The organism is Nocardiopsis oceanisediminis (assembly GCF_048595525.1).
GTDB lineage: Bacteria > Actinomycetota > Actinomycetes > Streptosporangiales > Streptosporangiaceae > Nocardiopsis_A > Nocardiopsis_A oceanisediminis.
Genome location: NZ_JAFMZJ010000001.1, coordinates 4,926,670 through 4,951,230, shown reverse-complemented (window position 1 = coordinate 4,951,230; position 24,561 = coordinate 4,926,670). Strand labels below are relative to the sequence as shown.

General features: G+C 76.5%; 16 protein-coding genes and 1 other RNA gene. 10 read left to right on the top strand and 7 right to left on the bottom strand.

What is annotated here, in order from left to right:
* Positions 1 to 14: 14 nt before the first annotated feature.
* The 4 genes from J0910_RS21645 (at position 15) to J0910_RS21630 (ending at position 2,994) form a co-directional block, all read left to right on the top strand.
* Positions 15 to 1,196, top strand: a complete 1,182-nt coding sequence (locus J0910_RS21645) for a bifunctional RNase H/acid phosphatase (protein WP_420160375.1) — start codon at positions 15 to 17, stop codon at positions 1,194 to 1,196.
* 344 nt (positions 1,197 to 1,540) lie between these two features.
* Positions 1,541 to 1,923, top strand: an RNA gene (gene rnpB / locus J0910_RS21640) — RNase P RNA component class A.
* 157 nt (positions 1,924 to 2,080) lie between these two features.
* Positions 2,081 to 2,659 (top strand): hypothetical protein, encoded by a 579-nt coding sequence (locus J0910_RS21635; RefSeq protein WP_420160374.1) that lies wholly within the window; start codon positions 2,081 to 2,083, stop codon positions 2,657 to 2,659.
* A gap of 188 nt (positions 2,660 to 2,847) precedes the next feature.
* Complete coding sequence (locus J0910_RS21630) at positions 2,848 to 2,994, top strand: hypothetical protein (protein WP_420160373.1); 147 nt, start codon at positions 2,848 to 2,850, stop codon at positions 2,992 to 2,994.
* Between the two features lie 21 nt (positions 2,995 to 3,015).
* Here J0910_RS21630 and J0910_RS21625 read toward each other — a convergent pair whose 3' ends face one another.
* From J0910_RS21625 to J0910_RS21615, 3 genes are all read right to left on the bottom strand, one after another.
* On the bottom strand, positions 3,016 to 5,343 hold the full coding sequence (locus J0910_RS21625; protein ID WP_420160372.1) for a SulP family inorganic anion transporter: 2,328 nt from the start codon (positions 5,341 to 5,343) through the stop codon (positions 3,016 to 3,018).
* 406 nt (positions 5,344 to 5,749) lie between these two features.
* Complete coding sequence (locus tag J0910_RS21620) at positions 5,750 to 7,483, bottom strand: hypothetical protein (protein WP_420160371.1); 1,734 nt, start codon at positions 7,481 to 7,483, stop codon at positions 5,750 to 5,752.
* A 330-nt stretch (positions 7,484 to 7,813) separates the two neighbouring features.
* Positions 7,814 to 8,311: a YbhB/YbcL family Raf kinase inhibitor-like protein gene (locus J0910_RS21615; RefSeq protein ID WP_420160370.1), complete on the bottom strand. Its 498-nt coding sequence runs from the start codon at positions 8,309 to 8,311 to the stop codon at positions 7,814 to 7,816.
* Between the two features lie 311 nt (positions 8,312 to 8,622).
* Here J0910_RS21615 and J0910_RS21610 point away from each other — a divergent pair, with 311 nt between their 5' ends.
* A complete protein-coding gene (locus J0910_RS21610) occupies positions 8,623 to 11,940 on the top strand; it encodes an ATP-binding protein (RefSeq protein ID WP_420160369.1) in 3,318 nt (1,105 codons plus the stop codon).
* A 374-nt stretch (positions 11,941 to 12,314) separates the two neighbouring features.
* Here J0910_RS21610 and J0910_RS21605 read toward each other — a convergent pair whose 3' ends face one another.
* Both J0910_RS21605 and J0910_RS21600 read right to left on the bottom strand, forming a co-directional pair.
* Positions 12,315 to 13,142, bottom strand: coding sequence for an ABC transporter permease (locus J0910_RS21605; protein WP_420160368.1), 828 nt, complete (start codon positions 13,140 to 13,142; stop codon positions 12,315 to 12,317).
* Positions 13,139 to 14,119, bottom strand: coding sequence for an ATP-binding cassette domain-containing protein (locus J0910_RS21600; protein ID WP_420160367.1), 981 nt, complete (start codon positions 14,117 to 14,119; stop codon positions 13,139 to 13,141). The genes J0910_RS21605 and J0910_RS21600 overlap by 4 nt, the downstream gene beginning before the upstream one ends.
* Positions 14,120 to 14,285: 166 nt before the next feature.
* Here J0910_RS21600 and J0910_RS21595 point away from each other — a divergent pair, with 166 nt between their 5' ends.
* Complete coding sequence (locus J0910_RS21595) at positions 14,286 to 14,804, top strand: PH domain-containing protein (protein WP_420160366.1); 519 nt, start codon at positions 14,286 to 14,288, stop codon at positions 14,802 to 14,804.
* Positions 14,801 to 16,645: a PH domain-containing protein gene (locus tag J0910_RS21590; RefSeq protein ID WP_420160365.1), complete on the top strand. Its 1,845-nt coding sequence runs from the start codon at positions 14,801 to 14,803 to the stop codon at positions 16,643 to 16,645. The genes J0910_RS21595 and J0910_RS21590 overlap by 4 nt, the downstream gene beginning before the upstream one ends.
* A gap of 45 nt (positions 16,646 to 16,690) precedes the next feature.
* Here the strand turns inward: J0910_RS21590 and sepH are convergent, their stop codons facing one another.
* Entirely contained in the window at positions 16,691 to 18,019 is a 1,329-nt protein-coding gene (gene sepH / locus J0910_RS21585) for a septation protein SepH (RefSeq protein WP_420160364.1), read from the bottom strand.
* Between the two features lie 494 nt (positions 18,020 to 18,513).
* Here sepH and J0910_RS21580 point away from each other — a divergent pair, with 494 nt between their 5' ends.
* Complete coding sequence (locus J0910_RS21580; protein WP_420160363.1) at positions 18,514 to 19,557, top strand: hypothetical protein; 1,044 nt, start codon at positions 18,514 to 18,516, stop codon at positions 19,555 to 19,557.
* Between the two features lie 211 nt (positions 19,558 to 19,768).
* Here the strand turns inward: J0910_RS21580 and J0910_RS21575 are convergent, their stop codons facing one another.
* Positions 19,769 to 21,070 carry a D-arabinono-1,4-lactone oxidase gene (locus tag J0910_RS21575; RefSeq protein ID WP_420160362.1) on the bottom strand — a complete coding sequence of 434 codons (1,302 nt, stop codon included), beginning with the start codon at positions 21,068 to 21,070 and terminating at the stop codon, positions 19,769 to 19,771.
* Between the two features lie 128 nt (positions 21,071 to 21,198).
* On the opposite strand from J0910_RS21575, the gene J0910_RS21570 reads away from it, so the two are divergent.
* Positions 21,199 to 22,230 carry a ferrochelatase gene (locus tag J0910_RS21570; RefSeq protein ID WP_420160361.1) on the top strand — a complete coding sequence of 344 codons (1,032 nt, stop codon included), beginning with the start codon at positions 21,199 to 21,201 and terminating at the stop codon, positions 22,228 to 22,230.
* Positions 22,231 to 22,500: 270 nt separating this feature from the next.
* On the top strand, positions 22,501 to 24,531 hold the full coding sequence (locus J0910_RS21565) for a S9 family peptidase (protein ID WP_420160360.1): 2,031 nt from the start codon (positions 22,501 to 22,503) through the stop codon (positions 24,529 to 24,531).
* The last annotated feature ends 30 nt before the right edge of the window (positions 24,532 to 24,561 follow it).

Here is a 24,561-nt window from a genome sequence, read left to right as displayed (position 1 = left end):
CGGGGGAGCCCGGGATGGGGCGCAGGCTGGCGGTGGAGGCCGACGGCGGGTCGCGGGGGAACCCGGGGCCTGCCGGGTTCGGCGCGGTGGTGCGCGACGCGGCCGGCGGGGAGGTGCTGGCCGAGGTCGCCGAGGCGATCGGGACGGCCACCAACAACGTGGCCGAGTACCGGGGGCTGATCGCCGGGCTGGAGGCGGCCGCGCGGATCGACCCGGACGCGGCGGTCGAGGTCCGGATGGACTCCAAGCTGGTCGTGGAGCAGATGTCGGGGCGCTGGAAGGTGAAGCACCCCGCGATGAAGCCGCTGGCGCAGCGGGCCGGCGAGGTCGCCTCCGGTCTCGGCGGGGTGTCCTACACCTGGATCCCGCGGGCGCGGAACGCGCACGCCGACGCGCTCGCCAACGAGGCGATGGACGCCGCGGCGCAGGGGCGCCCGGTGCGGCTCGCCGCGGCCGGGGAGGCCCTGGGCGAGCCCGCCGCCGAGGCTCCGCCCGCCGAGGGGGCTCCGGTCGGCGCCGCGGAGGCGGCGCGCCCGGCGCCCGGCACCGGGTGGTCGGCCCCCGCGGACACCGAGCCCACCCGGCTGCTGCTGCTCCGGCACGGGCAGACGCCGCTGTCGGTGGAGCGCCGCTTCGCCGGGGTGGGCGACATCGAGCTGACCGACGCGGGCCGCGCCCAGGCGCGGGCCGCGGCCGGCCGGCTGGCGGGCGCCGGCATCGGGGCGGTGGTCGCCTCGCCGCTCCGCCGCACCATGGACACCGCGGGGATCGTCGCCGCGGCACTGGGCCTGGAGGTGGAGCCGGAGCCGGGGCTGCGGGAGACGGACTTCGGCGCCTGGGAGGGCATGACCTTCGCCGAGGTGAACCGGGACCGCCCGGACGAGCTGGCCGCCTGGCTGGCCGACCCGGAGGCGGCGCCGCCGGGCGGGGAGAGCCTGGCCGAGGCGGCCCGCCGGGCGGCCAAGGCGCGCGACGCCCTGGTGGAGCGGCACCGCGGCCGCACGGTGCTGGTGGTGAGCCACGTGACCCCGATCAAGGCGATCGTGGTGCAGGCGCTGGGCGCGCCGGTGGAGTCGCTGTACCGGATGCACCTGGACGTGGCGGCGCTGAGCGAGGTCGACTGCTACGCCGACGGCCCGATGGTGCTGCGCTCCTTCAACGACACCTCCCACCTGGCCGGAGAGGCCCCGGCCTGACCCCGGCGGAGGAGGCGGGGCGGCGGCCGCCGGAGGGGCGCTCGGCCCGGTCCGCCCCTCGCACGATCCGCGCCGCTCCCGGCCGACCCGCGCGGCTCCGCCGGACGCCCCCGCCGCTCCGTGATGGCCGTTCTCCGAGGGGCGGGGTGTTCCCGGACCGGTCGGCGGCGCGGTCCGCCGGGGGCGCCGGGTAGCGCGCGGACCGGGCGGGACAGGCACCGCGCGCCGCCCCGCCCGGCCAGGCGTCTCCGCGGGGCGGCCGGTGCGCTCTGTGGGACCCGTGCCGCCCGCCGGGCACGGGCTCGGCGCGCCCCGGGTCCGTTCCGCGATACGATGCGTACCGGGGAGTCGGCCAGGCGGTCGCGGCGCCTGAGGGCGTCGAGGAAAGTCCGGACTCCACAGGGCAGGGTGGTCGGTAACACCGACCCGGGGCGACCCGCGGGACAGTGCCACAGAGAGCAGACCGCCACCGTTCGCGGTGGTAAGGGTGAAACGGTGGTGTAAGAGACCACCAGCGGCCGGAGTGATTCGGCCGGCTCGGTAAACCCCACCCGGAGCAAGGTCGAGAAGGAGGGCTCCGGCCCTCCGCGCGGACGATCGAGGGCGGCCCGCCCGAGGTCCGCGGGTTGACCGCACCGAGGTCGCCGGCAACGGCGGCCCCAGATGGATGGCCGCCCGGCCCCTTCCGAGGGGCCGACAGAATCCGGCTTACCGGCCGACTCCCCCTCCGTCTCCCGCCCGACCCGCTGGAGCGCCGCAAAGCGCTCGCGGGTCGGTTCTCCGGGGCCCTCGATGATCGCCCGGGGTCCGTTTCCGTCGCTCTCGGGGACTACTCTGCCCGTCGTCCTCTGAGGATCCGCCCTATCGGATGGAAGGAGTCGGCGATGGGCTACACCACCGCGTTCATCGGGCAGGTCACCGTCACGCCGCCGCTCAACGAGCACGAGGTCGCCTACCTCACCAAGTTCTCCCGGACCCGCAGGGTCGACCGGGGGAACGGTCCGTACTACGTGGAGGACGCCTCCGGGAGCGCGACGAGGGACGCCTCCGGATACGCGACGCGGGGCGCCTCCTCCTACGCGACGGAGCACGCCGCGGACGTCCGCGACTTCGACAGGCCGCCGGAGGGGCAGCCCGAGCTGTGGTGCAAGTGGGTGCCCAGCGGGGACGGGGCCGCCATCGGCTGGGACGAGAGCGAGAAATTCTACGGTGCCGAGGAGTGGATGCGCTACCTCATCGACCACTTCCTCAGGCCCGGCGCGCACGCCCAGGCCGACCCCGGCCCCGTCCCGCCCGCCGAGTTCGCCGGCTTCACCTTCGACCACTCGGTGTCCGGCGTGATCGAAGCGGAGGGGGAGGACCTTGAGGACCGGTGGCACCTGGTCGTCGCGGACAACCGGGTGACCCGGGTGGAGGAGGGGGAGCCCGAGGACGGGTGGGGCCCGCCGCCGGCGGACGGGTGACCGGCCGGGCGGTCCGCGGGGCCGCACCCTCCCGGTGGGGAGCGGGGCGGCCCCGCCCGCGGAGGCCCGATGGCGGGGCCGCCTCCGGAGCGCCTGCGGCTGCGGGGTTGCGGGCACGGAGGGGGCCGCCGGGCGCTACATTGGGAGGCCGGTACGGCGTCCCCGTATGCCGGCGAGCGGGAAGTCGGGTGTCTTTGCGTATGGACATGACCCTGGTCTGGGTGCTGATGTTCGGGCTGCCCATCGCGGCGATCGCGGTGATCATCGGCTTCGCCCGATACCAGGCGTCCGAGGTGCAGAAGGACGGCCGGGACGACCGGCCCGACGAGGAGTAGCGCCGGGCCGGCCGCGCCGGGTCAGGAGGGGGCGGGCTCGTCCGCCGGGCGGTCGTCGTCCGCGCTGCGGGGGCCGGGCGCCGCGCCGGAGGCGACCGGTTCGAAGGAGCCGGTCCGCCGGTCCAGCACCAGCACCTGGGCGGTGTCCAGGTCGTAGAACATGCCGCTGAGCTCCAGCCGCCCGGCCTCGGCGCGCTCCCGCACCACCGGGTGGGTCATCAGGTTCTCCAGCTGGCGGATCACGTTCTCCTGGGCGAGGATCCGCAGCGCCTCCGGGTCGCCGGCGGCCGCGGCCCGCTCGGCGCGGGGCCGGTGCAGGGACCCGCGGGCGAAGCCGAGCCAGCGCTGCAGCCGGCCGGCGCGGGCCCCGCCCGGGTCGGTGTGCGCCCCGTCGAGCAGCGCCTTCATCGCGCCGCAGTGGGAGTGCCCGCACACCACGATGGAGGGGACGTCCAGTACCTCCACGGCGTACTCGATCGCGGCCCCCACCGAGGAGTCCAGGCCGGTGTCGTCGTGCGCGGGCACCAGGTTGCCGATGTTGCGCACGGTGAACAGGTCGCCCGGTCCGCTGGAGGTGATCAGGTTCGGCACCACCCGGGAGTCGGCGCAGGTGATGAAGAGCGCCGAGGGGTGCTGCCGGTGGGCCAGGCCGCTCATCAGGGACCGCATCCGGCCTGCGGTGCTGGAGTGGTACTCCCGGGCGCCGGCCAGCAGCAGGCCGGTGGCGGGGACGGAGCGGTCGAACCCGTGGCGCATGCCCCAGGGCGCCCACCAGCGGGCCGGGCCGCGTGGCGCGGTCTTGCCGACCGGCGGCGACTGCCGGGAGTTCCGCTCGTACCAGTTCTCGTGCACCTCGTCGATGTCGACCCGGCCGCCGGTGCGCTCGTGGTCCACCCGCCAGGCGTGGATCGCCTCGAACGAGGCGTGGTCCATGAAGTCGACGTTGAGGTCGAGGTCGACGCGGGCGCCGGCGGGCACGGTGCGCAGTACCTGGTTGACCCGGGGGACCCCGAGGAAGGTGAGCGAGCCCTGCACCACCACGTGCCAGCGGCCCCTGGACTCCTCGGTGGACACGGTGAGCCGGGTGAGCCGGCGCAGCGCGACGACCAGGGCCAGGGCGAAGCCGATGATGACGCCTTCGAGCAGGCCGAGCAGGAGCACCGCGCCCATGGTCGCCAGGTAGACGCTGGCCTCGTGGTGGCGGCGCAGGTCGTTCAGGTGGGCCAGGTTGACCATCTGCAGGCTGACGAAGACGAGCAGCCCCGCCAGCGCCGCCATCGGGATCATCTCCACCACGCCGGCGAAGAGCGCGGAGAAGAGCAGCACCCACACGCCGTGCAGGACGGTGGAGAGCGGGGTGCGCGCGCCGGCCCGGGCGTTGGTGGTGCTGCGCACGATGACGCCGGCGACCGGGAGGCCGCCGAGGGCGCCGCTGACGGTGTTGGCCGCGCCCTGGCCGATGAGCTCCCGGTCGAGCCGGATGCGGGGGCCGTTGTGCAGCCGGTCCGCGGCCAGGCCGGACAGCAGCGACTCCACGCTGGCGACCAGGGCGACGGTGACCGCGCCGATCGCCACCGCGTGCACGTCGGAGCGGTCGGGCAGCATCGGGCCGCTCCACACCTGGGCCAGGGAGTCGGGCAGGTCCACCCGTTCGACGGGCAGGTCGGCCAGGGCCGCGGCGGCGGTGGCGGCGCCGACGGCCACCAGCGCCGCCGGGACCGCGCGCAGCCGGCGCAGGCCCGGCAGGCGCGGCCACAGCCCCATGAGCGCGATGGTGAGCAGGCCGACGGCGACGGCCGGGGTGTGGTTGTCGAGGACCTGGCCGGGGAGTTCCAGCGCGTTGGCCACGGCGGAGCTCTGCGGGGCGCCGCCGAGCACCACGTGCAGCTGGGCCAGGGCGATGGTGATGCCGAGCCCGGCGAGCATGCCGTGGACGACGGCGGGGGAGACGGCCAGCGCGGCCCGCGCGATCCGGGAGGCGCCGAACAGTATCTGCAGCAGCCCGGCGAGCACGGTGATCAGGCAGGTGACCTGCCAGCCGTGGGCGAGGATCAGGCCGGCGACGATCACCGTCAGGCTGGCGGTCGGGCCGCTCACCTGGACCTGGGAGCCGCCCGCCAGGCCGGTCACGACGCCCGCGACGACCGCGGCGATCAGGCCGGCCACCAGCGGGGCCCCGGAGGCGACGGCGATGCCGAGCGAGAGCGGGACCGCGACGAGGAAGACCACCAGCGAGGCGCCGAGATCGCCGACGGGGTTGCGGAGTAACGGCAGCGGGGTGCGCGGAGCGGCGGTGCTCTTCCGCCCCTGCGGAGGGCCGGCGGGTGTTCCCTGGGCGTCGTGGTGCATGTGTCCCCCTCATGGGTCGGACGGGCTGGCGCTCTGGGGACAGCGGCCTTCCGGTGGATGAGGGCAGGGGGTCGCCCGGCCGGCAGCGAGGCGGCGCGGGCGGCCGGACACGCACCGGACGCTGTCGATGACTCACTGTAGTCAGTCGAGGCGGTGCGGGGCGGGCGGGACCTTAAGTGACCTTGATAACCGTTCTTCACGTGCCGGGCCGGAACTTTTTCGGAGCCGCCGCGGAAGTGCGGATGAACCGGTGCGAACCAGAGGGGGGTTCCCGGGATGCGGAAGCGGCCGGGAGGCGGGACCGCTCTCCGGTCCGCCTCCCGGCCGCTCGGGATGTTCTCCGGGGCCGCGCCCCGGCGCCGCGGAACCGGGTGGCCGGGTCGGCCGCCCGGTTCCGCGGCGCGGCTCAGCGCCGGCCGTAGCCGTCCGGCGGGTAGGGGGCGTCGGGGTCGGCGCCGTACGGGCTCCATCCGCCGGGGGAGGGGGCGGAGGGGCCGGCCTGGCCGCCGAACACGTCGCCGTACCCGGCGGCGGGGGCGGGGCCGAGCGGGTCCGCCGCGGGCCGGGAGCCGTACAGGCCCTGGTCGTACCCGCCGGAGCCGAGCGGTCCCGTGCCGAGCGCTCGGCCGTCGTAGGCGCCGGCGGCCGGGGCCCCGCCGCCGTACCCGCCGGAGGTGAACGAGCCGGTGTCGAAGGAGCCGGGGTCGTAGCCGCCGGTCCCGGCCGGTCCGCCGTAGGACGGCGCGGGGGGCGGCGGGGCCTGCTCGAACCCGGTGCGGGGGGCCATGGACGGCAGCCCGCCGGTGCCCCCGCCCCAGGAGGGCTCGGCGGAGCCGCCGTAGGGCGCCGCCGGGTCGCCGAACGAGGCGCGGTCGAACCCGCCGGTCTCACCGGACCAGGCCGGGGGCTCGGGGGCCGGTGCCGCGGAGTGCCGGGGCCGCCGGTCGAACGCCGGGTCGCTGAGCGGGTCGGCCGCGGGCTCCGGCCGGTAGGCGTCCGCGGTGGGTCGGCTGTAGGACCCGGTGTCGTAGGCCGAGGGGCGGCTGTAGGAGCCGGTGTCGTAGGGGGAGCCCGCGTCGTAGGGGGACGGCGCGGCCGGGCGGGAGTACGCCCCCGTGTCATAGGCGTCGTAGGAGGCGGCCCGGCTGTGCGGTCCGGTCTCGTAGGCCGAGGGCCGGCTGTAGGACCCGGTGTCGTAGGGGGACGGCGCGGCCGGGCGGCTGTGCGATCCGGTGTCGTAGGCCGAGGGCCGGCTGTAGGACCCGGTGTCGTACGGGGAGGGGGAGGCCGGGCGGCTGTGCGGTCCGGTGTCGTAGGCCGAGGGGCGGCTGTAGGACCCGGTGTCGTAGGGGGAGCCCGCGTCGTAGGAGGAGGGGAATCCGCCCGTGCTCTGCGGGGCGGAGGGCGCGCCGAGGGAGGGGGAGGGCGCGGAGGAGGAGAGGGGGGAGGGGCCGCCGAGCGGGTCGTCGTCGCGCGCGGCGGGCAGCGGCGCGGGGGAGGGCTCGGCGGACCAGAGGGCGGGCGCGGCCCGGCCCGAGCGGGGGGCGGCGAGCGGGTCGGCCGCGGGCTGCGGGGCCGGCTCGGGCTCCGGGGCGGCGGGCAGGGCCGCGGCGTCGCCGCTGCCGAGGCTGGCCAGTTTGGCCAGGCCCTCCACGGCGGGCTCCGCGGAACCCTGCGCGGCGGGCTCGGCCGGCTCCTCGGCCCGCCGGGCGCGGCGGCCGCGGGAGCGGCGCGGCTCCGGGGCCGGCTCGGGCTCCTCGTCGGGGAGCGCCTGCATCGCGCGGGTGGACTCCTCGGCCGGGGCGCGGCGCCCCGCCGACCGGCGGGCGGGGGCCTCCTCCTCCGGGTCGCCGTCCTCGTCGCCGAGGCTGGACCAGAAGGAGTTGCCGGACAGGTCGTCCTCCTCCCAGCGGTCGGCCGCCCGGGAGCGCCGGGACCGGGAGCGTCCGGGCGAACGCGGTTTCGCGGGTTCGACCGGGTCGTCGTCTTCGTCGTCGTATCGGTCGTCCCGCGCGTCGTAACCGTCGTCGTAGGCCTCGCCGCGGCCGCCGGCGTTGAGCGCGCGCATGCCGAGCAGGATGAGGACGAGGACGAGGAGGACGACGATGATCGCGACGATCGTGACGATCAGAACGGTCATGCTGCTTGCACCACCCTTGGGGCCGCGGCCTTGTCGAGGACGGAGGTGCCACCGGCGGGGGTGACGAGCTCGGGAAGGTGGCCCCCCGTGTGCGGCACGGCGCGGACGCGCCCGGAGGAAAGGGCGGGAGCGCCGGCGTCCGACGGCCGCCGAGGGGGGCGTCCGCGGTGTCGCACACGTTCGAGAACAGATTCGGTCATCAGAAAATCACTGGGGGGCACGGCCCCACTTTATGCGCAGATGTGCCGCAGGTGCAGCGGGCGACGGCGGTTTTTACGCGCCGGAACCCCGTGCGGCTCCGGCGGGGAGGGGACGTGCCCTGGTCGCAGGCTACTCGCGGGTCGTGGTGAGCGATCCGCGCGCGATGGTGTGCCGCGAGATCGCCTCCAGCGAATCCTCCAGCGAGGCGCCGCCGGCCAGCTCCGGCATCGCGTCCAGCGCGTAGACGGTGAACCGGTAGTCGTAGGGCTCGTCCTTCTCGGGGCAGGGCGCCGCGTAGTCGGCCTCGCCCGAGCTGTTCAGGCCGGCCTGGGCGGACTGCGGAAGGCCGCCCTGGCGGATCTCCACGGTGGCCGGGTCCAGGCCGTAGACCACCCAGAACACCTCGGCGGAGCCGGGGTCGTCGGCGACGATGGCGAAGGAGCCCACGTCGTCGGGCTGCCCGGACCACTGCAGCGGCGGTGACACGCCCTCCTCGCCCTCGCCGCGGCAGGTGAAGGTCTCCGGGAGCATCCTGCCCTCCTGGAGCAGGGTGCTGGTGACGTTGATGTCGTCGGTGAGCTCCCCGTTGCCGGAGCCCAGGCCGGAGCAGCCGGCGGCCGCGGCCACCGCGGCCGCCCCGCACACCAGGGCGGACCCGCGCCGGAAGCGGGCACGTGACGGGACCGCGCGGCGAGAGCCGGGGGAACGGTGACGTGCTGCCGAGAACATGGGGCTCCTGCGAAGAAGGGTCGGTGCGGCCGGGCGGCCGAGGGACGGGGCGGCCGGGTGACCGCCCGGCTGCGGCGCCGGGCCCCGACGGCCTCCACCGCACCTTACTGCGGCCGGCGGGACGCTGGGCCCGCCCGGGGCCGGGCGGTCACCCGGCCGGAAGCGGAAACCGTTCCGAGGAGGGCCGGGGGATCGTGGATCATGGGACGGTGCGGTTCTCCATACTCGGTCCTCTGACGGTGCTGGACGGCGCGGGCGCCCCGGTGCCGGTGGGCGGTGCCCGGCTGCGGCGCCTCCTGGTACTGCTGCTGCTGGAACCCGGGCGCACGGTCGGCGCGGACCGCCTCATCGACGGCATCTGGGGTGAGGACGCCCCGGCCAACGCGGCCAACGCCCTGCAGGCCCTGGTCTCCCGGCTGCGCCGGCAGCTGGGCTCGCCTTCGGCGATCCTCGGCGACGCCGCCGGCTACCGCCTGGACGCCGACCCCTCCCAGGTGGACCTCTGGGAGTTCGACGGGCTGGTCCGGCGCGGACGCCGGGCGCGGGCCGCCGGGGACCGCCGGGAGGCGGTGCGGCTGCTGGAGGCGGCGCTGCGGCTGTGGCGCGGCGACCCGGTCCCGGAGCTGGGCGAGGCCGGCGGCGAGGGGGAGGCCGCCCGGCTGGCCGAGCAGCACCGCGGCGCCCGGGGCGAGCTGCTGGAGGCGAGGCTGGAGGACGGGGAGCACTCCGCGGTCCTGCCCGAGCTGGAGGCGCTGGCGGCCCGGGAGCCGCTCCGCGAGCACACCACGGAGCTGCTCATCCGGGCCCTGGCCGCGTCCGGCCGGACCGCCGACGCGCTCGCCGCCTACCAGCGGCTCCGCTCCCGGCTCGCCGAGGAGCTGGGCATCGACCCGTCGGAGCGGCTGGCCGGCCTGCACCTGAGGCTGCTGCGCGGGGAGGCGCTGGAGCCGCCCGGGCCGGCCCGGGAACCGCTCGACCTGGGGGCGCGGCCGGCCCCGGTGACCCGGCTCCCGTCCATGCTCACCAGCTTCGTGGCGCGCGAGGAGGTGGGCACCGCGCTGGGCCTGCTGGCCGAGGAGCGGCTGCTGACCCTGGTCGGCCCGGGCGGCGCGGGCAAGACCCGGCTCTCGGTGGAGGTCGGCGGCCGCCTCGCCGCCGACCGCCCCGACCTGGTGCCCGACGGGGTGTGGTTCGTGGACCTGTCGTCGCTGCGCGCCGAGGGCGGCGTCCCGGTCACCCTGCTGGACGTGGTGGGCATGCGCGAGCGGGTGGTCTCCCCGCTGCAGATCGCCGAGCACACCGACCCGATCGAGCGGGCCCTGGAGGTCTTCGGCGACAAGCGGCTGCTGCTCATCGTGGACAACTGCGAGCACCTCATCGACGAGGTGACCGACGTGGTGGCGCGGATGCTGCCGGCCTGCCCCGGGGTGCGGATCATGGCGACGAGCCGGGAGCCGATCGGCATCACCGGGGAGCGGCTGCTGGCCGTGCCGCCGCTGGAGCTCCCCCCGGAGGGCGCCGCCGCGGAGGAGGCCCGCGGCTACCCGGCGGTGCAGCTCTTCGCCGACCGGGTGCGGGCGTTCTCGCCCGGCTTCGAGGTGGACGGCGGCAACGCCGCGGCGGTGGTGCGGATCTGCCGGGAGCTGGACGGGATGCCGCTGGCCCTGGAGCTGGCCGCGGTCCGGGTGCGCGCGATGCCGCTGCCCCAGCTGGCCGAGCGCCTCTCCGACCGGTTCCGGCTGCTGGCCGGCGGCCCCCGCTCGGTGCGGCCCCGGCACCAGACGCTGGAGGCGGTGGTGGACTGGAGCTGGGAGCTGCTGGACGGGGCGGAGCGGACGCTGCTCCGCCGGCTGGCGGTGTTCGGCGGCGGCGCGGCCCTGGACGCGGTGGAGGCGGTCTGCTCCGACGGCGAGGGCGGCGGCTCCGGCGACGTCGCCGGGCGCGACGTGTGGTCGGTGCTGTTCTCGCTGGTGGACAAGTCGCTGGTGATCGCGGACGGCGCCGCCGAGGCCGACCGGGGCCAGCCGCGCTACCGGATGCTGGAGACCGTGCGCGCCTACGGCATGCGGCGGCTGGTGGAGAGCGGGGAGCTGGAGCGGGTGCGCCGGGCGCACGCCCGGTTCCTGATCGGCCTCTGGGACGGCGCCGGGGAGCGGCTGCTCGGCCCGGACCAGCTGGTGTGGCTGCGCCGGCTCCGCGCCGAGCAGGACGACCACCAGGCCACGCTCCGCTGGGCGGTGGAGCACGGCGACCTGGACACCGCCTTCGCGCTGGTGCACGCCACGCTCCCGCACGGCCAGCTGGGCGAGGGGTGGAGCGTGCTGGCCCGGGAGGCCGCCGCGCTGATCGAGCAGGTGGGCGACGAGCCGCCGCCCGGCCACGAGGCGGCCTACGCCGAGTGCCTGCTGCTCCGCACCGCCGAGTACGACCTGGGCCGGGCCGGGAAGGACGACGAGGACTCGATCGCCCGGGCCGAGCGGGCGCTGTTCCGGGTCGAGGAGATCGCGCGCGAGCACCCGGAGGCGGCCCGGGGGAACACGTCGCTGCTGATGGCCCCGCTGATGCTGGCGATGCTCGGCCACGACCGGGAGGGGATGCTGCGCCGCCTGGACGCGGCCGCCGCCGAGCTGCCCCGGTGGCAGTCCCTGATGGTGGAGTCGTTCTCCGCGATGCTGGTGCGGGAGGTCTTCCTGGGCCGCGGCGCGGAGGCGCGGAGCAGGTTCGTCCGGGTGCTGGGCCAGCTGCGCGACGCCGGGGAGCGGTGGATCCGCTCGCACGTCTGCTTCATGCTGGCCGAGCTGGAGGGGCTGAGCGACCCGGAGCGCGAGCTGGCGCTGATGGACGAGGCGATCGAGGCCTCCGAGGGGCTGGAGCTGGTCCACCAGACGGTGGCGCTGCGCGCCCGCCGCGCGGTGGTGCTGGCCCGGGCCGGCCGGGGCGGCGAGGCCCGGCGCGAGCTGGAGGAGGTCGAGGGCGCCCGGCTGGAGGGCGAGTCGCGGCTGATGCTGAACGTGTGCCGGGCCGAGGTGGCCCGGTGGACGGAGGGACCGGAGGCCGCCCGGGGGCCGGCGGAGGCCGCGCTGGAGAACGCGGTCGGCGGCAACCCGTTCGTCCGGGTGCAGCTGGAGCCGTTCCTGCGGGTGCAGCTGGCCCGGATGGCGGCCGGGGACGGCGCGGAGGCGCGGGAGCAGACCGCCGCGGCGTGGCGCGCGATGGGCGGGGCATGGCACGGGTCGGTCGCCGCGCTCGTCACCGAGCAGGCCGCGGACGCCGAGGAGCGGATGGGCCGCCCGGAGGCCGCGGCGGAGCTGCTCGGGCTGGCCGAGGCGCTGCGCGGGCTGCCGGACACCGCCGGGGCCGAGGCCCGGGACCTGGCGGAGCGGCTGCGCGGGGCGCTGGGCGCCGCCGGGCTCGCAGCGATCCGCGAGGACGCCGCGAAGACCGCGCCGGAGGAGGCGATCCACCGGGTCTCCGCCGCGCTGGACGCCTGGGACGCCGCGCCCTCTGAGGGGGCGGAGGAGCGCTGACGGGCCGGGGCCGCAGGCGCGGGAGCGGCGGGCGCCCGGGAATCCGCCCCCGGCAGGCGCCCGGTCCCCGGAGCCGCCTCCGGCGGAACCGGGTGCGAAGGGGCGGCCCGCCGGCGGCCGTGCGGGTGTTCTCCGGGAGCGCGTTCGCCGATCCGGACGGGTCGGCGTGCACCGGATCGGCCTGCTCCCGCCGTCCGCTGCGGGCGCTCCGCCGGGCGGCCGGATCCTGCCTGGGGCGGGGAGCGGCCGGCCCGGGGGGAGGCGGCCCGCCGGCGGCCGCGCGGGCGTTCCCCGGGAGCGCGTTCGCCGATCCGGGCAGGCCGTCGCGTCCACGCGGCCCGCTCCGCCGGGGGCCGGGGCGGCCCCCGGCGGGCTCAGGCGCGGTTCCGGTAGGCCCGGGTGGCCAGCGGGAAGAAGACCCCGATCAGCACCGCGACCCACACCAGGGTCCAGGCCAGCGGCTGGAGCACCGGGCCGCCCTCCATCAGCCCGCGCATCGTGTCGGTCACGTGCGTGACCGGGTTCACCTCGGCGAACGCCGCCATCCAGGACGGCATCCGGTCCGGGTCGACGAAGGTGGAGGCGCCGAAGGTCAGCGGGAACATCCAGATCGAGCCGAAGATGTTCACCGCCATCGGGGTGCGCAGCAGCAGGCCCATGAAGGCCGACAGCCAGCACAGCGCGAACGCGAACAGCAGCACCACGCCGCCGGCGGCGACCACGCCGAGCAGGCCGCCCGAGGGCCGGTAGCCGATCAGCAGGGCCACCACGAGCACCGCGACCACGGTCAGCGCGTAGCGGACCAGGTCGCCCAGGATGGCGCCGACCAGCGGCGCGGAGCGGGCGATGGGCAGGGACCGGAACCGGTCGAAGATGCCCTTCTCGATGTCGCTGTTGAGGGAGACGCCGGTGCCGATGGTGGCGAAGATGACCGACTGCGCGGTGATGCCGGGGATGATGAAGTCCCGGTAGGCCTGCCAGTCGCCCATCATGGCCTGGCCGAAGACGAAGACGAACAGCGCCACGAACATCAGCGGCATGAACGTCAGCCCGAGGATCTCCTCGGGGTTGCGCTTGATCTTCAGCAGGCTGCGCCAGGTGAGCAGGGCGCCGTGCCGGGCTGCGACCAGCGGGGTCACCCGGGGCGCGAGCACCGGTGCGGCCTCCGCGGCGGTGTTCTCCGCGGTCGTCGCGGCGGTCATGCCGAGGTCCTCTCCGTGGGGGCGCCGGCCTCGGCGCCGTCTGCGGTTTCCGCGGTGTGCCCGGTCAGCGCCAGGAACACCTCGTCCAGGCTGGGCTTGCGCAGGGTCAGCTCGGCGATGGCCACGCCGGCCTCGTCGAGGCGCCGGACGACCTCCGGGAGCACCGCGGGGTCGGTGACCGAGGCGCCCGCGCTGCTCTCCGAGGTGCGCACCTCCGAGCCGGTGACCTGCTCGACGATCCGGCCGACCCGGTCCAGCAGCCCGGGGTCGCCGGGGCGGACCTGGAGCACCTGCGAGCCGGCCTGCTCCTTGAGCTCGTCGGGGGTGCCGCGGCTGATCACCTTGCCGTGGTCCAGCACGACGATGTCGTCGGCGAGCTGGTCGGCCTCCTCCAGGTACTGGGTGGTGAGCAGCACGGTGACCCCGTCGTCCACCAGGCCGCGGACCACGTCCCACAGCTCGTTGCGGCTGTGCGGGTCCAGGCCGGTGGTGGGCTCGTCCAGGTAGAGCAGCGACGGGCGGCCGACCAGGCTGGCGGCGAGGTCGAGCCGGCGGCGCATGCCGCCGGAGTAGGTCTTGGCGGCCCGGTCGGCGGCGTCGGTGAGCGAGAACCGGGCGAGCAGCTCGGCGGCGCGGGCCCGGGCCCCGCGCCGGGAGAACCCGAGCAGCCGGGCGATCAGCATCAGGTTCTGGGTCCCGCTGAGGTCCTGGTCGACCGCGGCGTACTGGCCGGTGAGCCCGATCTTGCGGCGCACCTCGTGCGGGTTGCGCGCCACGTCCAGGCCGTCCACCTCGGCGCGCCCCCCGTCCGGGCGGAGCAGCGTCGCCAGGATGCGCACCGTGGTGGTCTTCCCGGACCCGTTGGGGCCGAGGACACCGAGCACGGCGCCCCGGCGGGCGACGAGGTCCACCCCGGCCAGAGCGGTCTGCTCCTTGAATCTCTTGACGAGACCTTCCGCGCGGATCGCGTCGGTCATGAATCCTCCCCGTTCGTGATGGCCTCTACCAGTTTCGGCGGGGGGTCTGACAGGGGGCTGACAGCGCCGCTGACGGCGGGGCTGAGAGCCGGCTGACAGGACCGGACCGGGGCGCGGCCCGGGTCGCGCGGCCCGCGGCCGGACCCCGCCGCTCTAGACTCGTGGCGTGACGAGCACCCGACTGCGCCCCCCAGAGCACCGCGTCTCACCCCGCGCGATTTCCGTGTGGACGGTGGAGTCGGTGGTCGCCCACGTGGTGGTCACCGCCCTGCTGGCGGGGCTGGCCTGGGGGGCGGCCGCGGCCGGCTGGTCGTGGATCCCGGACTGGGCGGTCTCCTACGGCTGGGCGGTCCCGGTCTGCTACGCGCTGTTCGGCCTGGTGGAGACGGTCGCGGTGCCGCGGGTGCGGTACCGGGTGCACCGCTGGGAGGTCACCGCGGACGTGATCTACACCCGCACCGGCTGGCTCGGCCGGGAGTGGCAGCTCGTCCCGGTGAGCCGGATCCAGACCGTGGACCACACCCAGGGGTGGGTGGAGCGGATGTTCAAGGTCGCCACGCTGCAGGTGCAGACCGCCTCGCACGCGGGCTCCTCGACCATCGAGGGCCTGGACGCGGAGCGGGCGCGCGCCATCTCCGAGGAGCTCGCGGTGCGCGCGGGCGAGCTGCGGGACGACGCGACGTGAGCGGGCGGGAGGAGCGCGAGGGCGCGCCCGCGGAGGAGCGCGGCACGGCCCCCGGTCCGGGGGAGGCGCCGCCGCCCGTCGCCGCGGTCGGCGCGGAGGACGGTGCCGCGCCCGGTGGAGGGGGCGCCGAGGACGGGCCGGCGGAGGCCGGCGGCCCCGAGGAGGGCCCCGGCGGCGGGGACTGGCGGAAGCTCAGTCCGATGATGCTGGTGGTCGCGCCGGTCACCTACCTGAAGAACTTCATCGTCCCGCTGGTCCTGATGGCCTTCGGGGCGACCCAGAACCCGTGGGCCCTGGCCAGCCTGTTCGCCGCGCTGGCGGGCATGGCGGTCACCGGCGTCTTCACCTGGGCGACCTTCCGCTACCAGGTCGGGGACAGGCGGCTGGAGATCCGCAAAGGGCTGGTCTCGCGGTCCCGGCGGACCATCCCGCTGGAGCGGATCCGCGGCGTGCACGTCACCTCCAACCTGGTGCACCGGCTGTTCGGCCTGGCGGTGGTGCACATCGAGGCGGCCGCCGGCGGCGAGGGCAGCGAGGAGGGCAAGCTCGACGCGGTCGGCGCCGAGGAGGCCGAGCGGCTGCGCCGGCTGCTGCTGCACCGCCGCGCGGTGCTGCGCGGCGACGCCCCCTCCGCCGGCGCCGCCCCGGCCGGCGCCGCCGCCGGTACCGCCCCCGCCGGGGCGGAGGCCCCCTCCGCCGGCGGGACCGGTGCCGAGGAGGGCGGGGAGGCCGCTCCGGCGCCCGCCGAGCAGCCGCGGGAGACCGAGTACTTCCGGATGCCGGCCCGCTGGTACGGGTTCGGCGCGCTGAGCGTGGGCTACCTGCTCACCCCGTTCGTGGCGCTGGCCGCGGTGGTCGGGCTGGCCTCCCAGGTCGCCGGCGACCTGATGGAGCGGCCGGGCGCGGTGGCGGCGGGGGAGCGGGCGCTCCTGCACTACCGGTCGCTGGCAGAGGGGAGCGGCCTGCTGGCGCTGGCCGCGGTCGCCGCGGGGGTGCTGCTCCTGCTGCTGGTGCTGATGCCGGTCTTCGCGGTGGTGGCCTATGCGGTGAACCACTGGGACTTCCGGCTGGCCGGCCAGGACGACTCCCTGGTGACCCGGCGCGGCCTGTTCACCCGGCAGAGCGTCGCGCTGGAGCGGCGCCGGATCCGCGGCCACGAGCTGATCGACAGCCCGCTGGAGCGGGTGCGCTCGGCGGTGCGGCTGCGCGCCATCATGACCGGCCTGGGCGGCGACTCCACCCGCGCGGTACTGCTGCCGGCCGGCCCCCGGGCCCGGGTCGAGGGGATCGCCGGCGAGGTCCTGGGCGGCTACACCGGCGGGCTGGTCCGCCACCCCGGGGCGGCGCTCCGCCGCCGGCTGGTCCGCTCGGTCCTGCCGTTCGCGCTGGCCGCCGCGGTCGCGGCGGCGGCCGGGCTGTACTGGGCGGCGGTCCCCGCGGCGCTGCTGGCACTGGCCGGGATCCCGCTCGGGGTGGACCGGTACCGGGCCCTGGGGCACGGCCGCGACGCGGAGCGGATCAGCGTCCGCTGGGGGTCGCTCCGCCGCACGCAGGCGGTCCTCCGCCGGGAGGCGGTCATCGGCTGGACCTGGCGGCAGACGCCCTTCCAGCGCCCCGCCGGCCTGGCACACCTGACCGCCACCGTCGGGGCGGGCTCCGGCGGCTACACCGCGGTCGACGCGGACCTGGAGGAGTCGGTGGCGTTCGCGGCCGGGGTCACCCCGGAGATGATCCGCCCGTTCCTGGCCGCCCCGGAGAAGGCGGCGGGCCCCCCGCCCCGGGGGAAGGGCCCCTCCCCGGAGCGGCGGGAGCCCCCGGAAGAGCAGGAACCCCCGGAGTAAGGGGCTCCGGGGGTCGCTGGGGACCGGGGTCTACCGCGGCGGCGGTCAGTCGGACTTCTTGGCGCCGAACATGATCTCGTCCCAGGAGGGGACGGAGGCCCGGCGGCCCCGCCCCTTGCGCCGGGGCGGCTGGGCGCTGCCGCCGGCGGCAGCGGCGGGCAGCGGGGCCTCGGCGGCGTGCTCCCCGGTCTCGGCCTGCTCTTCGCGGTGGCGCTGGGCGGGCTCTTCGCGGTGGCGCGGGGCGGAGGCGCCGCCGACCGCGGGCCGCTCGGGGCGGAGCGGTTCGCGGTGCTCGCGGACCGGGGCCTCGGCCGCCGGAGGCTCGGCGGCGGGTGCGCCGCGGTTCGGGGCGGGCCGCTCCACCGGGGGCCGCTCGGCGGGGCGCTCCTCGGCGGGGGCCCGCTCGGGCTCAGCCCGCCGCTGCTCCGGCTCGGGGCGCGGGGCGGGCCGGCGGGCGGTCTCCGCGGGGAACACGTCGTCGGAGCCGGGCAGGCCGGCGCGCATCCGCTCGGCCGCGCCGGTGCGGCCGCGCGCCGCGGGGCGCTCGGCCCGCTCCCGCCGCTCGGCGGGCTCGGCCCGCTCGTAGCGCTCCGCCGGCCCGGCGGGTTCGGCGCGGGCGCTCTGCCGGGGGGCCGGCTCCTGCCTGGGGGGCGGGTCCTGGCGGGGGGCGGCCGGCTCGGCGGGGGCGGTCCGGGGGAGCGGGCCGTCGGCGCGGAGCGGCTCCGGGGGGCCGGTGCGGCGCGGGACGAAGGGGGTGACGGTGGCGCCCATGGGGGCGGCGGGCTCCGCGGCGCCGTCCGCGTCGGGGGAGGAGAAGCGGAGGGCCTCCTCGTCGGAGGGGGCGACCGTGCGGCGGCGGGGCTCGTAGACCCAGTGGGCCAGGCGCTCCTCGCCGCCGAGCAGGAAGGCGAGCTTGAGCTGCCAGGTGTTGTCCTCGCGCTTCCAGGAGTCCCAGACCGCGTCGCCGGTCTCCAGCTGGTGCGCGCCGATCCGGTCGGTGACCAGGTCGCCCAGGACCGGGCCGGGGGTGGAGTCGCCGGGGGAGCGCACCGAGGCGCGCTGCGCCTGCTGCGCCATGTACTCGCGCTCCTGCAGCACCGGGCCCTCGAACCAGCGGACGCGCTCGATGGGGATTCCGGCGAGCTCGGCGATCGCCTCCGCCGTCTCGCCGGAGCGGATCCGGGCCTGGATTTCCTTTGGGCGCAACGGATTCTCCACTTCGATCTCGTACTGGCCGAGCCGGGAGAACTGGCCGCGGACGGCGGCGCGGAGTCGGTCGTCGACGGGCAGCGTGAAGCGGGTGCCGCGACCGGCGCTGGCCAGCACCAGGTAGGTGCCGTCCTCGCTGACGGCCACGAGGCGAAGCTCCTGCATCGCCCTCCCTTTCGCTTCCCCGTCGAGGGTGGGCCCTCGGCCTTCCCCCGCGTTCTCAGTCTCGTGCGCTCGGCAGTGTTCGGCCAGTACCCCGCGCGGCATGTCCGAACCGCGGCGTGTCGCCGCCGCGGGTGCGCGCCGCCCCGCCGGCCGACCGTACCCGAGTGCCCATCTTGGCACGGAGGGGGAGGCGGGCGCCGGAGGCGGAGAACGGGTTCCCGGTCCCCTTGCTTCGATGTCTGCCGGTGATGCTATCCGGCGGGGGCCCGCCCGCCGCAGAGGCCGGGCCGGTGCGTCACCGGTTTCGCGGCGGGCAAGCCGACGCGCCGGGCGACATCGGACGGTGATTCATTTAATGTCCGCCCTCGACCGGAACTGAAACGGAGTTCGCGTAGGTTGTGCCGTTATGGGGTTGTTATGGCCGGAGGTCATGGCGGCCCCGCGATGACATGTACGGGGGATCCACTGCGCCGCGAGGCGTGCGAGGGGGGAGGATGTCCGGTCTGGAAGAGGACATGGAGCACAAGGCCGCGCACCGGCGCGGCACGGGGGACGCCGGCGACGGCGAGCAGGGCGGGCAGGAGGAGAAGAAGAGGATCAACCTGAGCGCGCCCCAGGTGATCGCGGGCGGCGTCGCGACGCTGACCGCCGCGACGGCGGCGTCGTTCCTCGGGGTCTACGGGACGATCCTCGGCGCCGCGGTGATGAGCGTGATGAGCACCGCGGGCACCGCCGTGACCCAGCACTTCCTGGAGCGCAGCCGGGACAAGGCCAAGGAGGTCGTGGGGTCCGGGTTCACCGCGGTGCACCGCGCCGGGCCGGCCGGCCCGGCCGCGGAGGCCGGTTCCGGCCCCGGCCCGGAGGCGACGGCGGTGTTCGGCCCGGCCGGCCCGGCCGGCGCCACCCGGGCCCTGCCGGCCTTCGGCGACCCGCCGGAGGGCGGCGGGGAGCCGGAGCAGGACGAGGAGCCGCGCACCTGGTGGCAGCGGTACCGGATGCTGATCGTCCCGGCGGCGGTGGTGTTCGCCGTCGCGATGCTGGCGATCCTGGCCTTCGAGCTGTTCACCGGGCGCAGCCTCTCCGCCACCGTGCAGGGAGAGGACGGCCCCTCCAGGCCCTCCCTGCTGGGCGGCGCCTCGCAGAGCCAGGAGGTGCAGGAGGAGGACCCGGACGCCGAGTCCGTCCCGGGCACCGGTGAGGACGGGGAGACGGCGCCGCAGGACGGCGCGACCACCGATCCGGAGACCGGCGGCCAGGGGCAGCAGGTCGCCCCCGGGACCGGGACCGACCCGGGCACCGGCACCGGCGGTGGGCAGCAGACCCCCGACCCGGGCACCGGCGGTACCGGTGGCACCGGGGGAACCGGCGGCACCGGTGGCGAGCAGGGCCAGGAGGGCACCGGCGGCACCGGGGGAACCGGGGAAGAGGGCACCGGCGGCACCGGCGGCGGTGGCGCCGGCGGCGAGGACCCGGGGCAGCAGGCGCCGCAGGACGGCACCGGCGGCGCACCGTACTCCCAGGACCTGGGAACCGACTGACCCCCGCCGGACCCCGCGGCGGGCAGAGGGAGCGGGGGAGGGCCCGGCCGTGCGGCCGGGCCCTCCTCGTGTTCTCCCCGGAGCGCCGCCGCCACCGCGGAGAAGGAGAGGGGAAGAGGGGCGCCGGCGCCCCTCTTCCCCCGGCGGCCTCAGAGACCGTCGGATGTGCGAGCGGCCGCCCGGAGTGTCCGGCCGGACGCCCGGAAGCCTCTCAGGGGCCGAAGACGCGCCCGGTGTAGGCGTTGGCGAACCGGCGCTCCGGGTCCACCCGGTCCCGGACCGCCATCGCGTCGGCGAAGCGCGGGTAGACCCGCTCCAGGTAGGACCGGTCCCGGGTGTGCATCTTGCCCCAGTGCGGGCGGCCCTCCACCGAGGTGAACACCGCCTCGGCGTCGGCGAAGAACCGCTCGTAGGGGGCGCCCTTGTAGACGTGCACCGCCACGTAGGCGGTCGGCCGCCCGTAGGCGGTGGACAGCCACACGTCGTCCGCCGGGGCGAAGCGGACCTCCACCGGGAAGCTGATCCGGTGGTCGCCGCGGTCGGTGACGGCGCGCAGCTCGCGCAGGACCGCCGGCAGCTCCTCGGCCGGAACGGCGTACTCCATCTCCACGAACCGCACCCGCCGGGGCGAGGCGAACACCCGGTGCGAGGCGTCGGTGTAGTCGCGCGCGGAGAGCGCCCGGGCGCTGAGCTGGTTGATCGCCGGGATCGCCGCGGGGGCCCGGCGGGCCAGCCGGTTCACCCCGTCGAACACGGAGTTGGACAGGAACTCGTCGTCCAGCCAGGACTTGAACGGGGTCAGCGGCCGGGCCGGGCCCTGCACCCGGTTGTTCCGCTTGGTGTTGGTCAGCCCGGTGTGCGGGAACCAGAAGAACTCGAAGTGCTCGTTGTCGGCGCGCAGCTCCGGGAGGCGCTCCAGCACCTCGTCCAGGCGCATCGGCTCCTCGCGGGCGTGCAGCAGGAAGGACGGCCCGACCGCCATGGTGAAGGCGGTGACCACGCCGAACGCGCCGAGGCCGACCCGGGCGGCGTGGAACAGCTCGGGGTCGCTCTCCGCGGAGCAGGTGACGACCTCCCCCTCGGCGGTGACCAGCTCCATCCCCACCACCTGGGAGGCGAGGCCGCCGGCGTCGCGGCCGGTGCCGTGCGTCCCGGTCTGGATCGCCCCGGCCATCGTCTGCACCGCGATGTCGCCCATGTTGGCCAGCGCGGCGCCGGAGCGGTGCAGCGCGTCGTTGAGGTCGCAGAGCGGCGCCCCCGCCTCGACCTCGGCGGTTCCCGCGGCCAGGTCGACCGAGCGGAGCCGGGTCAGCGAGGTGGGCAGCAGCATCATGCCGTCGGTGACGGCGGTGTCGGTGAAGGAGTGCCCCGACCCGACCATCCGCACCGGCAGGCCCTGCCGCGCGGCGGCGCGGACCGCGCCGGCGGCCTCGGCCGCTCCGTTGGGGGTCGCGGTCGTCCGGGGCCGGGCCCGGTACGTGTCGGCCCATGTGCGCCACAACACATTCGTCATGCCCCGGGAGGTTACTCCAGAGTTCACCGCGGGCCGGGGCGGGGTGCCCCCGGAGCCGGGGAGCAGGGTGGCGACGCTAACCCGGGGGATGTCGGGAACCGCGCCGATCAGCTGGTTACATGGATTCCATGAGGCCCTATGACGCTTTCCTTCTGATCTCCTTCGGCGGTCCGGAGGCCGAGGACGACGTGATCCCGTTCCTGGAGAACGTCACCCGCGGCCGGGGGATCCCGCGGGAGCGGCTCGCCGAGGTCGGCGAGCACTACTTCCTGTTCGGCGGGGTCAGCCCGATCAACGGGCAGTGCCGCGACCTGCTCGCCTCGATCCGCGCCGACTTCACCGAGCACGACGTGGACCTGCCCGTCTACTGGGGCAACCGGTTCTGGGCGCCGATGCTGACCGACACGGTGCGCAAGATGGCCGAGGACGGGGTGCGCCGCGCCGTCGCCCTGTCCACCTCCGCCTACAGCAACTACTCCAGCCACCGCGCCTACCTGGACGACATCGAGCGGGCGCGCGCCGAGGTCGGCCCCGGCGCCCCCGAGATCGAGCTGATCCGCCCCTTCTTCGACCACCCCGGCTTCATCGGCCCGCTGGTCGACCACACCGTCCAGGCGCTGGAGCGGCTCCCGGAGGAGAAGCGGGCCGGCGCCCGGCTGCTCTTCTCCGCGCACTCGGTGCCCATCGCGATGGCCGACGCCAGCGGCGCCCCGGAGCAGGGCTACGGCGCCGGCGGCGCCTACGTCGCCCAGCTGGAGGAGGCGGCCCGGCTGGTCGCCGAGCGGGTCGGCGGCGAGCACCGCTACGACCTCGTGTACCAGAGCCGCAGCGGGCCGCCCAGCCAGCCGTGGCTGGAGCCGGACATCAACGACCGGCTGGAGGAGCTCGCCGAAGAGGGCACCGAGGCCGTGGTCGTGGTCCCCTACGGCTTCGTCTCCGACCACATGGAGGTCAAGTACGACCTGGACAACGAGGCGCGCGAGACCGCGGAGAAGCTCGGCCTGGCCTTCGAGCGCGCCCTCTCCCCCGGCACCCACCCGGCCTTCGTCCGGATGGTGCGCGAGCTCGTCGCCGAGCGCGCGCAGGGCGCCGAGCGGGTCGGCCTGGGCACCCTCCCGGGCTGCCCGGAGGGCTCGGCGGACTGCTGCGCGCAGCGCTGACCCCCTTCCCTCCCTCCCCTGCAGGGGCCCTTCGGGCCGCGCTCTCCGGCCCGCCGCCCCGCAGGGCCTTCTCCGGCGGCCGCCCGGCCCGGGGCGCCCCGCCCCGGGCCGCGCCCCGGCGCGGTCCGGGAGGCCCGCCTCCCGCCCCCGATCCCCCTCCCGCGAGCCGGCTGCGGGGCGCTGTGCACAGGGGCCTCCCGGCCCCTTCCGCGGTTCCGCATTCCGGATAGGGTCGGACCGGACCGTCCGCAGGGATACGGGAGGAAACACATGGTTCGTTCCTGGTTCGAGCTCTCCGACTACGTCACGCTGCGGCGGGTGGGCGGCTTGCGGCTCTCCCCGGACGGCGGCCGGCTGGTCGCCCCGGTCAGCGAGCTCAAGCCGGACGGCAAGTCCTACGGGACCTCGCTGTGGGAGATCGACCCCTCCGGGAGCGCCGAACCGCGCCGGCTGACCCGCTCCGCCGAGGGCGAGGCCGCCCCGGAGTTCCTGCCCGACGGCTCCCTGCTGTTCGTCTCCAAGCGCCCCGACCCCACCGCGGAGCCGGGCGACGCCGCCGCGGAGAAGCCCGCGCTGTGGCTGCTGCCGGCCGGCGGCGGCGAGGCCCGCCGGGTCGCCTCCCGGCCGGGCGGGATCTCCTCGGTGGCGGCCGCCCGGGACGCTGGCACGGTGCTGTTCACCGCCGAGGCGATGCCCGGCACCTCCGGGGCCGAGGCCGACGCCGAGGCGCGCAAGGCCCGCGAGGACGCCGGGGTGACGGCGATCCTGCACGAGACCGCCCCGATCCGCTACTGGGACCGCGACCTGGGCCCGGCCGAGCCCCGGCTGTTCGCCGCCGACCCGCCCGAGGGCGCCGCCGCACCGCTCGGCGAGGCCCGCGACCTGACCCCCGAGCCCGGCGCCGGGCTCCGCTTCTCCTCGCCCGCGGTCACCCCCGACGGCCGCACCGCCGTCGCCGAGTGGAGCGTGATGGGCGCCCGCGGCCGCCGGCACTCCGCCCTGGTCGCGCTGGACACCGCCACCGGCGAGCGGCGCACTCTCGCCGAGGACCCGGAGTACGACTTCTCCTCCCCGCGGATCTCGCCGGACGGCCGCACCGTCGCGGTGCTCCGCTCCTACGACGGCGCGCCCGGCGGCGAGCCGCGCAGCGCCGCGCTGCGCCTGATCGACCTGGAGACCGGCGAGCAGCGCGACCCGCTCCCCGGCTCGGAGGCCTGGCCGCGCGAGTTCGCCTGGGCGGCCGACTCCGCGGCGCTGTACTTCACCGCCGACGACGCCGGCCGCGCCCCGGTGTTCCGCGTCGACCTGGCCACCTCGGCGGTCACCCGGCTCACCGGCGACGACGGCGCCTACGGCACGCTGCAGCCGGCGCCGGACGGCACCGCGCTGTACGCGCTGCGCGACTCCTGGGACGAGCCGCCCACGCCGGTGCGGCTCGACCCCGCCGCCGAGGCCGCCGAACCGGTCCGGCTGCCCGCCCCCGACCTGCCCCTCGACCCGCCCGGACGGCTCACCGAGGTGCACGCCACCGCCGACGACGGCACCCCGATCCGCTCCTGGCTGGTGCTGCCGGCCGAGGCCTCGGCCGCGTCCCCGGCCCCGCTGCTGCTGTGGGTGCACGGCGGCCCCTACATGAGCTTCAACGGCTGGTCCTGGCGGTGGAACCCGTGGCTGATGGCGGCCCGCGGCTATGCCGTGCTGCTGCCCGACCCGGCGCTGTCCACCGGCTACGGCCAGGACATGCTCCGCCGGGCCTGGGGCACCTGGGGGCCGCGGGTCTTCGCCGACGTCATGGCGGCCACCGACGCCGCCGTCGCCCGCGAGGACATCGACGGCACCCGCACCGCCGCGATGGGCGGCTCCTTCGGCGGCTACATGGCCAACTGGATCGCCGGGCACACCGACCGGTTCAAGGCGGTCGTCACGCACGCCTCGCTGTGGAACCTGGAGGCCTTCAGCGGCGCCACCGACGTGCCGCCCGCCTGGACCGCGGAGTTCGGCGACCCGTCCACCTCCCCGGAGCGCTACCGGGCGGCCTCCCCGCACCGCGGCGCCGACGGGATCCGCACCCCGGTGCTGGTGGTGCACGGGGACAAGGACTACCGGGTGCCGATCGGCGAGGGGCTGAGCCTGTGGTGGGACCTGGTGCACCGGGAGGTGGACGCCAAGTTCCTCTACTACCCGGACGAGAACCACTGGGTGCTGCGGCCGGGCAACATCAAGGTCTGGTACGAGACGATCTGGGCCTTCCTCGACCACCACGTGCTCGGCAAGGAGTGGCGCCGCCCGGAACTGCTGTGACGGGTGGGACGGGACCGACCAGGGGGGAGA

Coding starts and splice junctions, on each gene's coding strand:
- J0910_RS21645 (WP_420160375.1), top strand. CDS start 15: ATGGGGCGCAGGCTGGCGGTGGAGGCCGACGGCGGGTCGCGGGGGAAC.
- J0910_RS21635 (WP_420160374.1), top strand. CDS start 2,081: ATGGGCTACACCACCGCGTTCATCGGGCAGGTCACCGTCACGCCGCCG.
- J0910_RS21625 (WP_420160372.1), bottom strand. CDS start 5,343: ATGCACCACGACGCCCAGGGAACACCCGCCGGCCCTCCGCAGGGGCGG.
- J0910_RS21620 (WP_420160371.1), bottom strand. CDS start 7,483: ATGACCGTTCTGATCGTCACGATCGTCGCGATCATCGTCGTCCTCCTC.
- J0910_RS21605 (WP_420160368.1), bottom strand. CDS start 13,142: ATGACCGCCGCGACGACCGCGGAGAACACCGCCGCGGAGGCCGCACCG.
- J0910_RS21600 (WP_420160367.1), bottom strand. CDS start 14,119: ATGACCGACGCGATCCGCGCGGAAGGTCTCGTCAAGAGATTCAAGGAG.
- sepH (WP_420160364.1), bottom strand. CDS start 18,019: ATGCAGGAGCTTCGCCTCGTGGCCGTCAGCGAGGACGGCACCTACCTG.
- J0910_RS21580 (WP_420160363.1), top strand. CDS start 18,514: ATGTCCGGTCTGGAAGAGGACATGGAGCACAAGGCCGCGCACCGGCGC.
- J0910_RS21575 (WP_420160362.1), bottom strand. CDS start 21,070: ATGACGAATGTGTTGTGGCGCACATGGGCCGACACGTACCGGGCCCGG.
- J0910_RS21570 (WP_420160361.1), top strand. CDS start 21,199: ATGAGGCCCTATGACGCTTTCCTTCTGATCTCCTTCGGCGGTCCGGAG.
- J0910_RS21565 (WP_420160360.1), top strand. CDS start 22,501: ATGGTTCGTTCCTGGTTCGAGCTCTCCGACTACGTCACGCTGCGGCGG.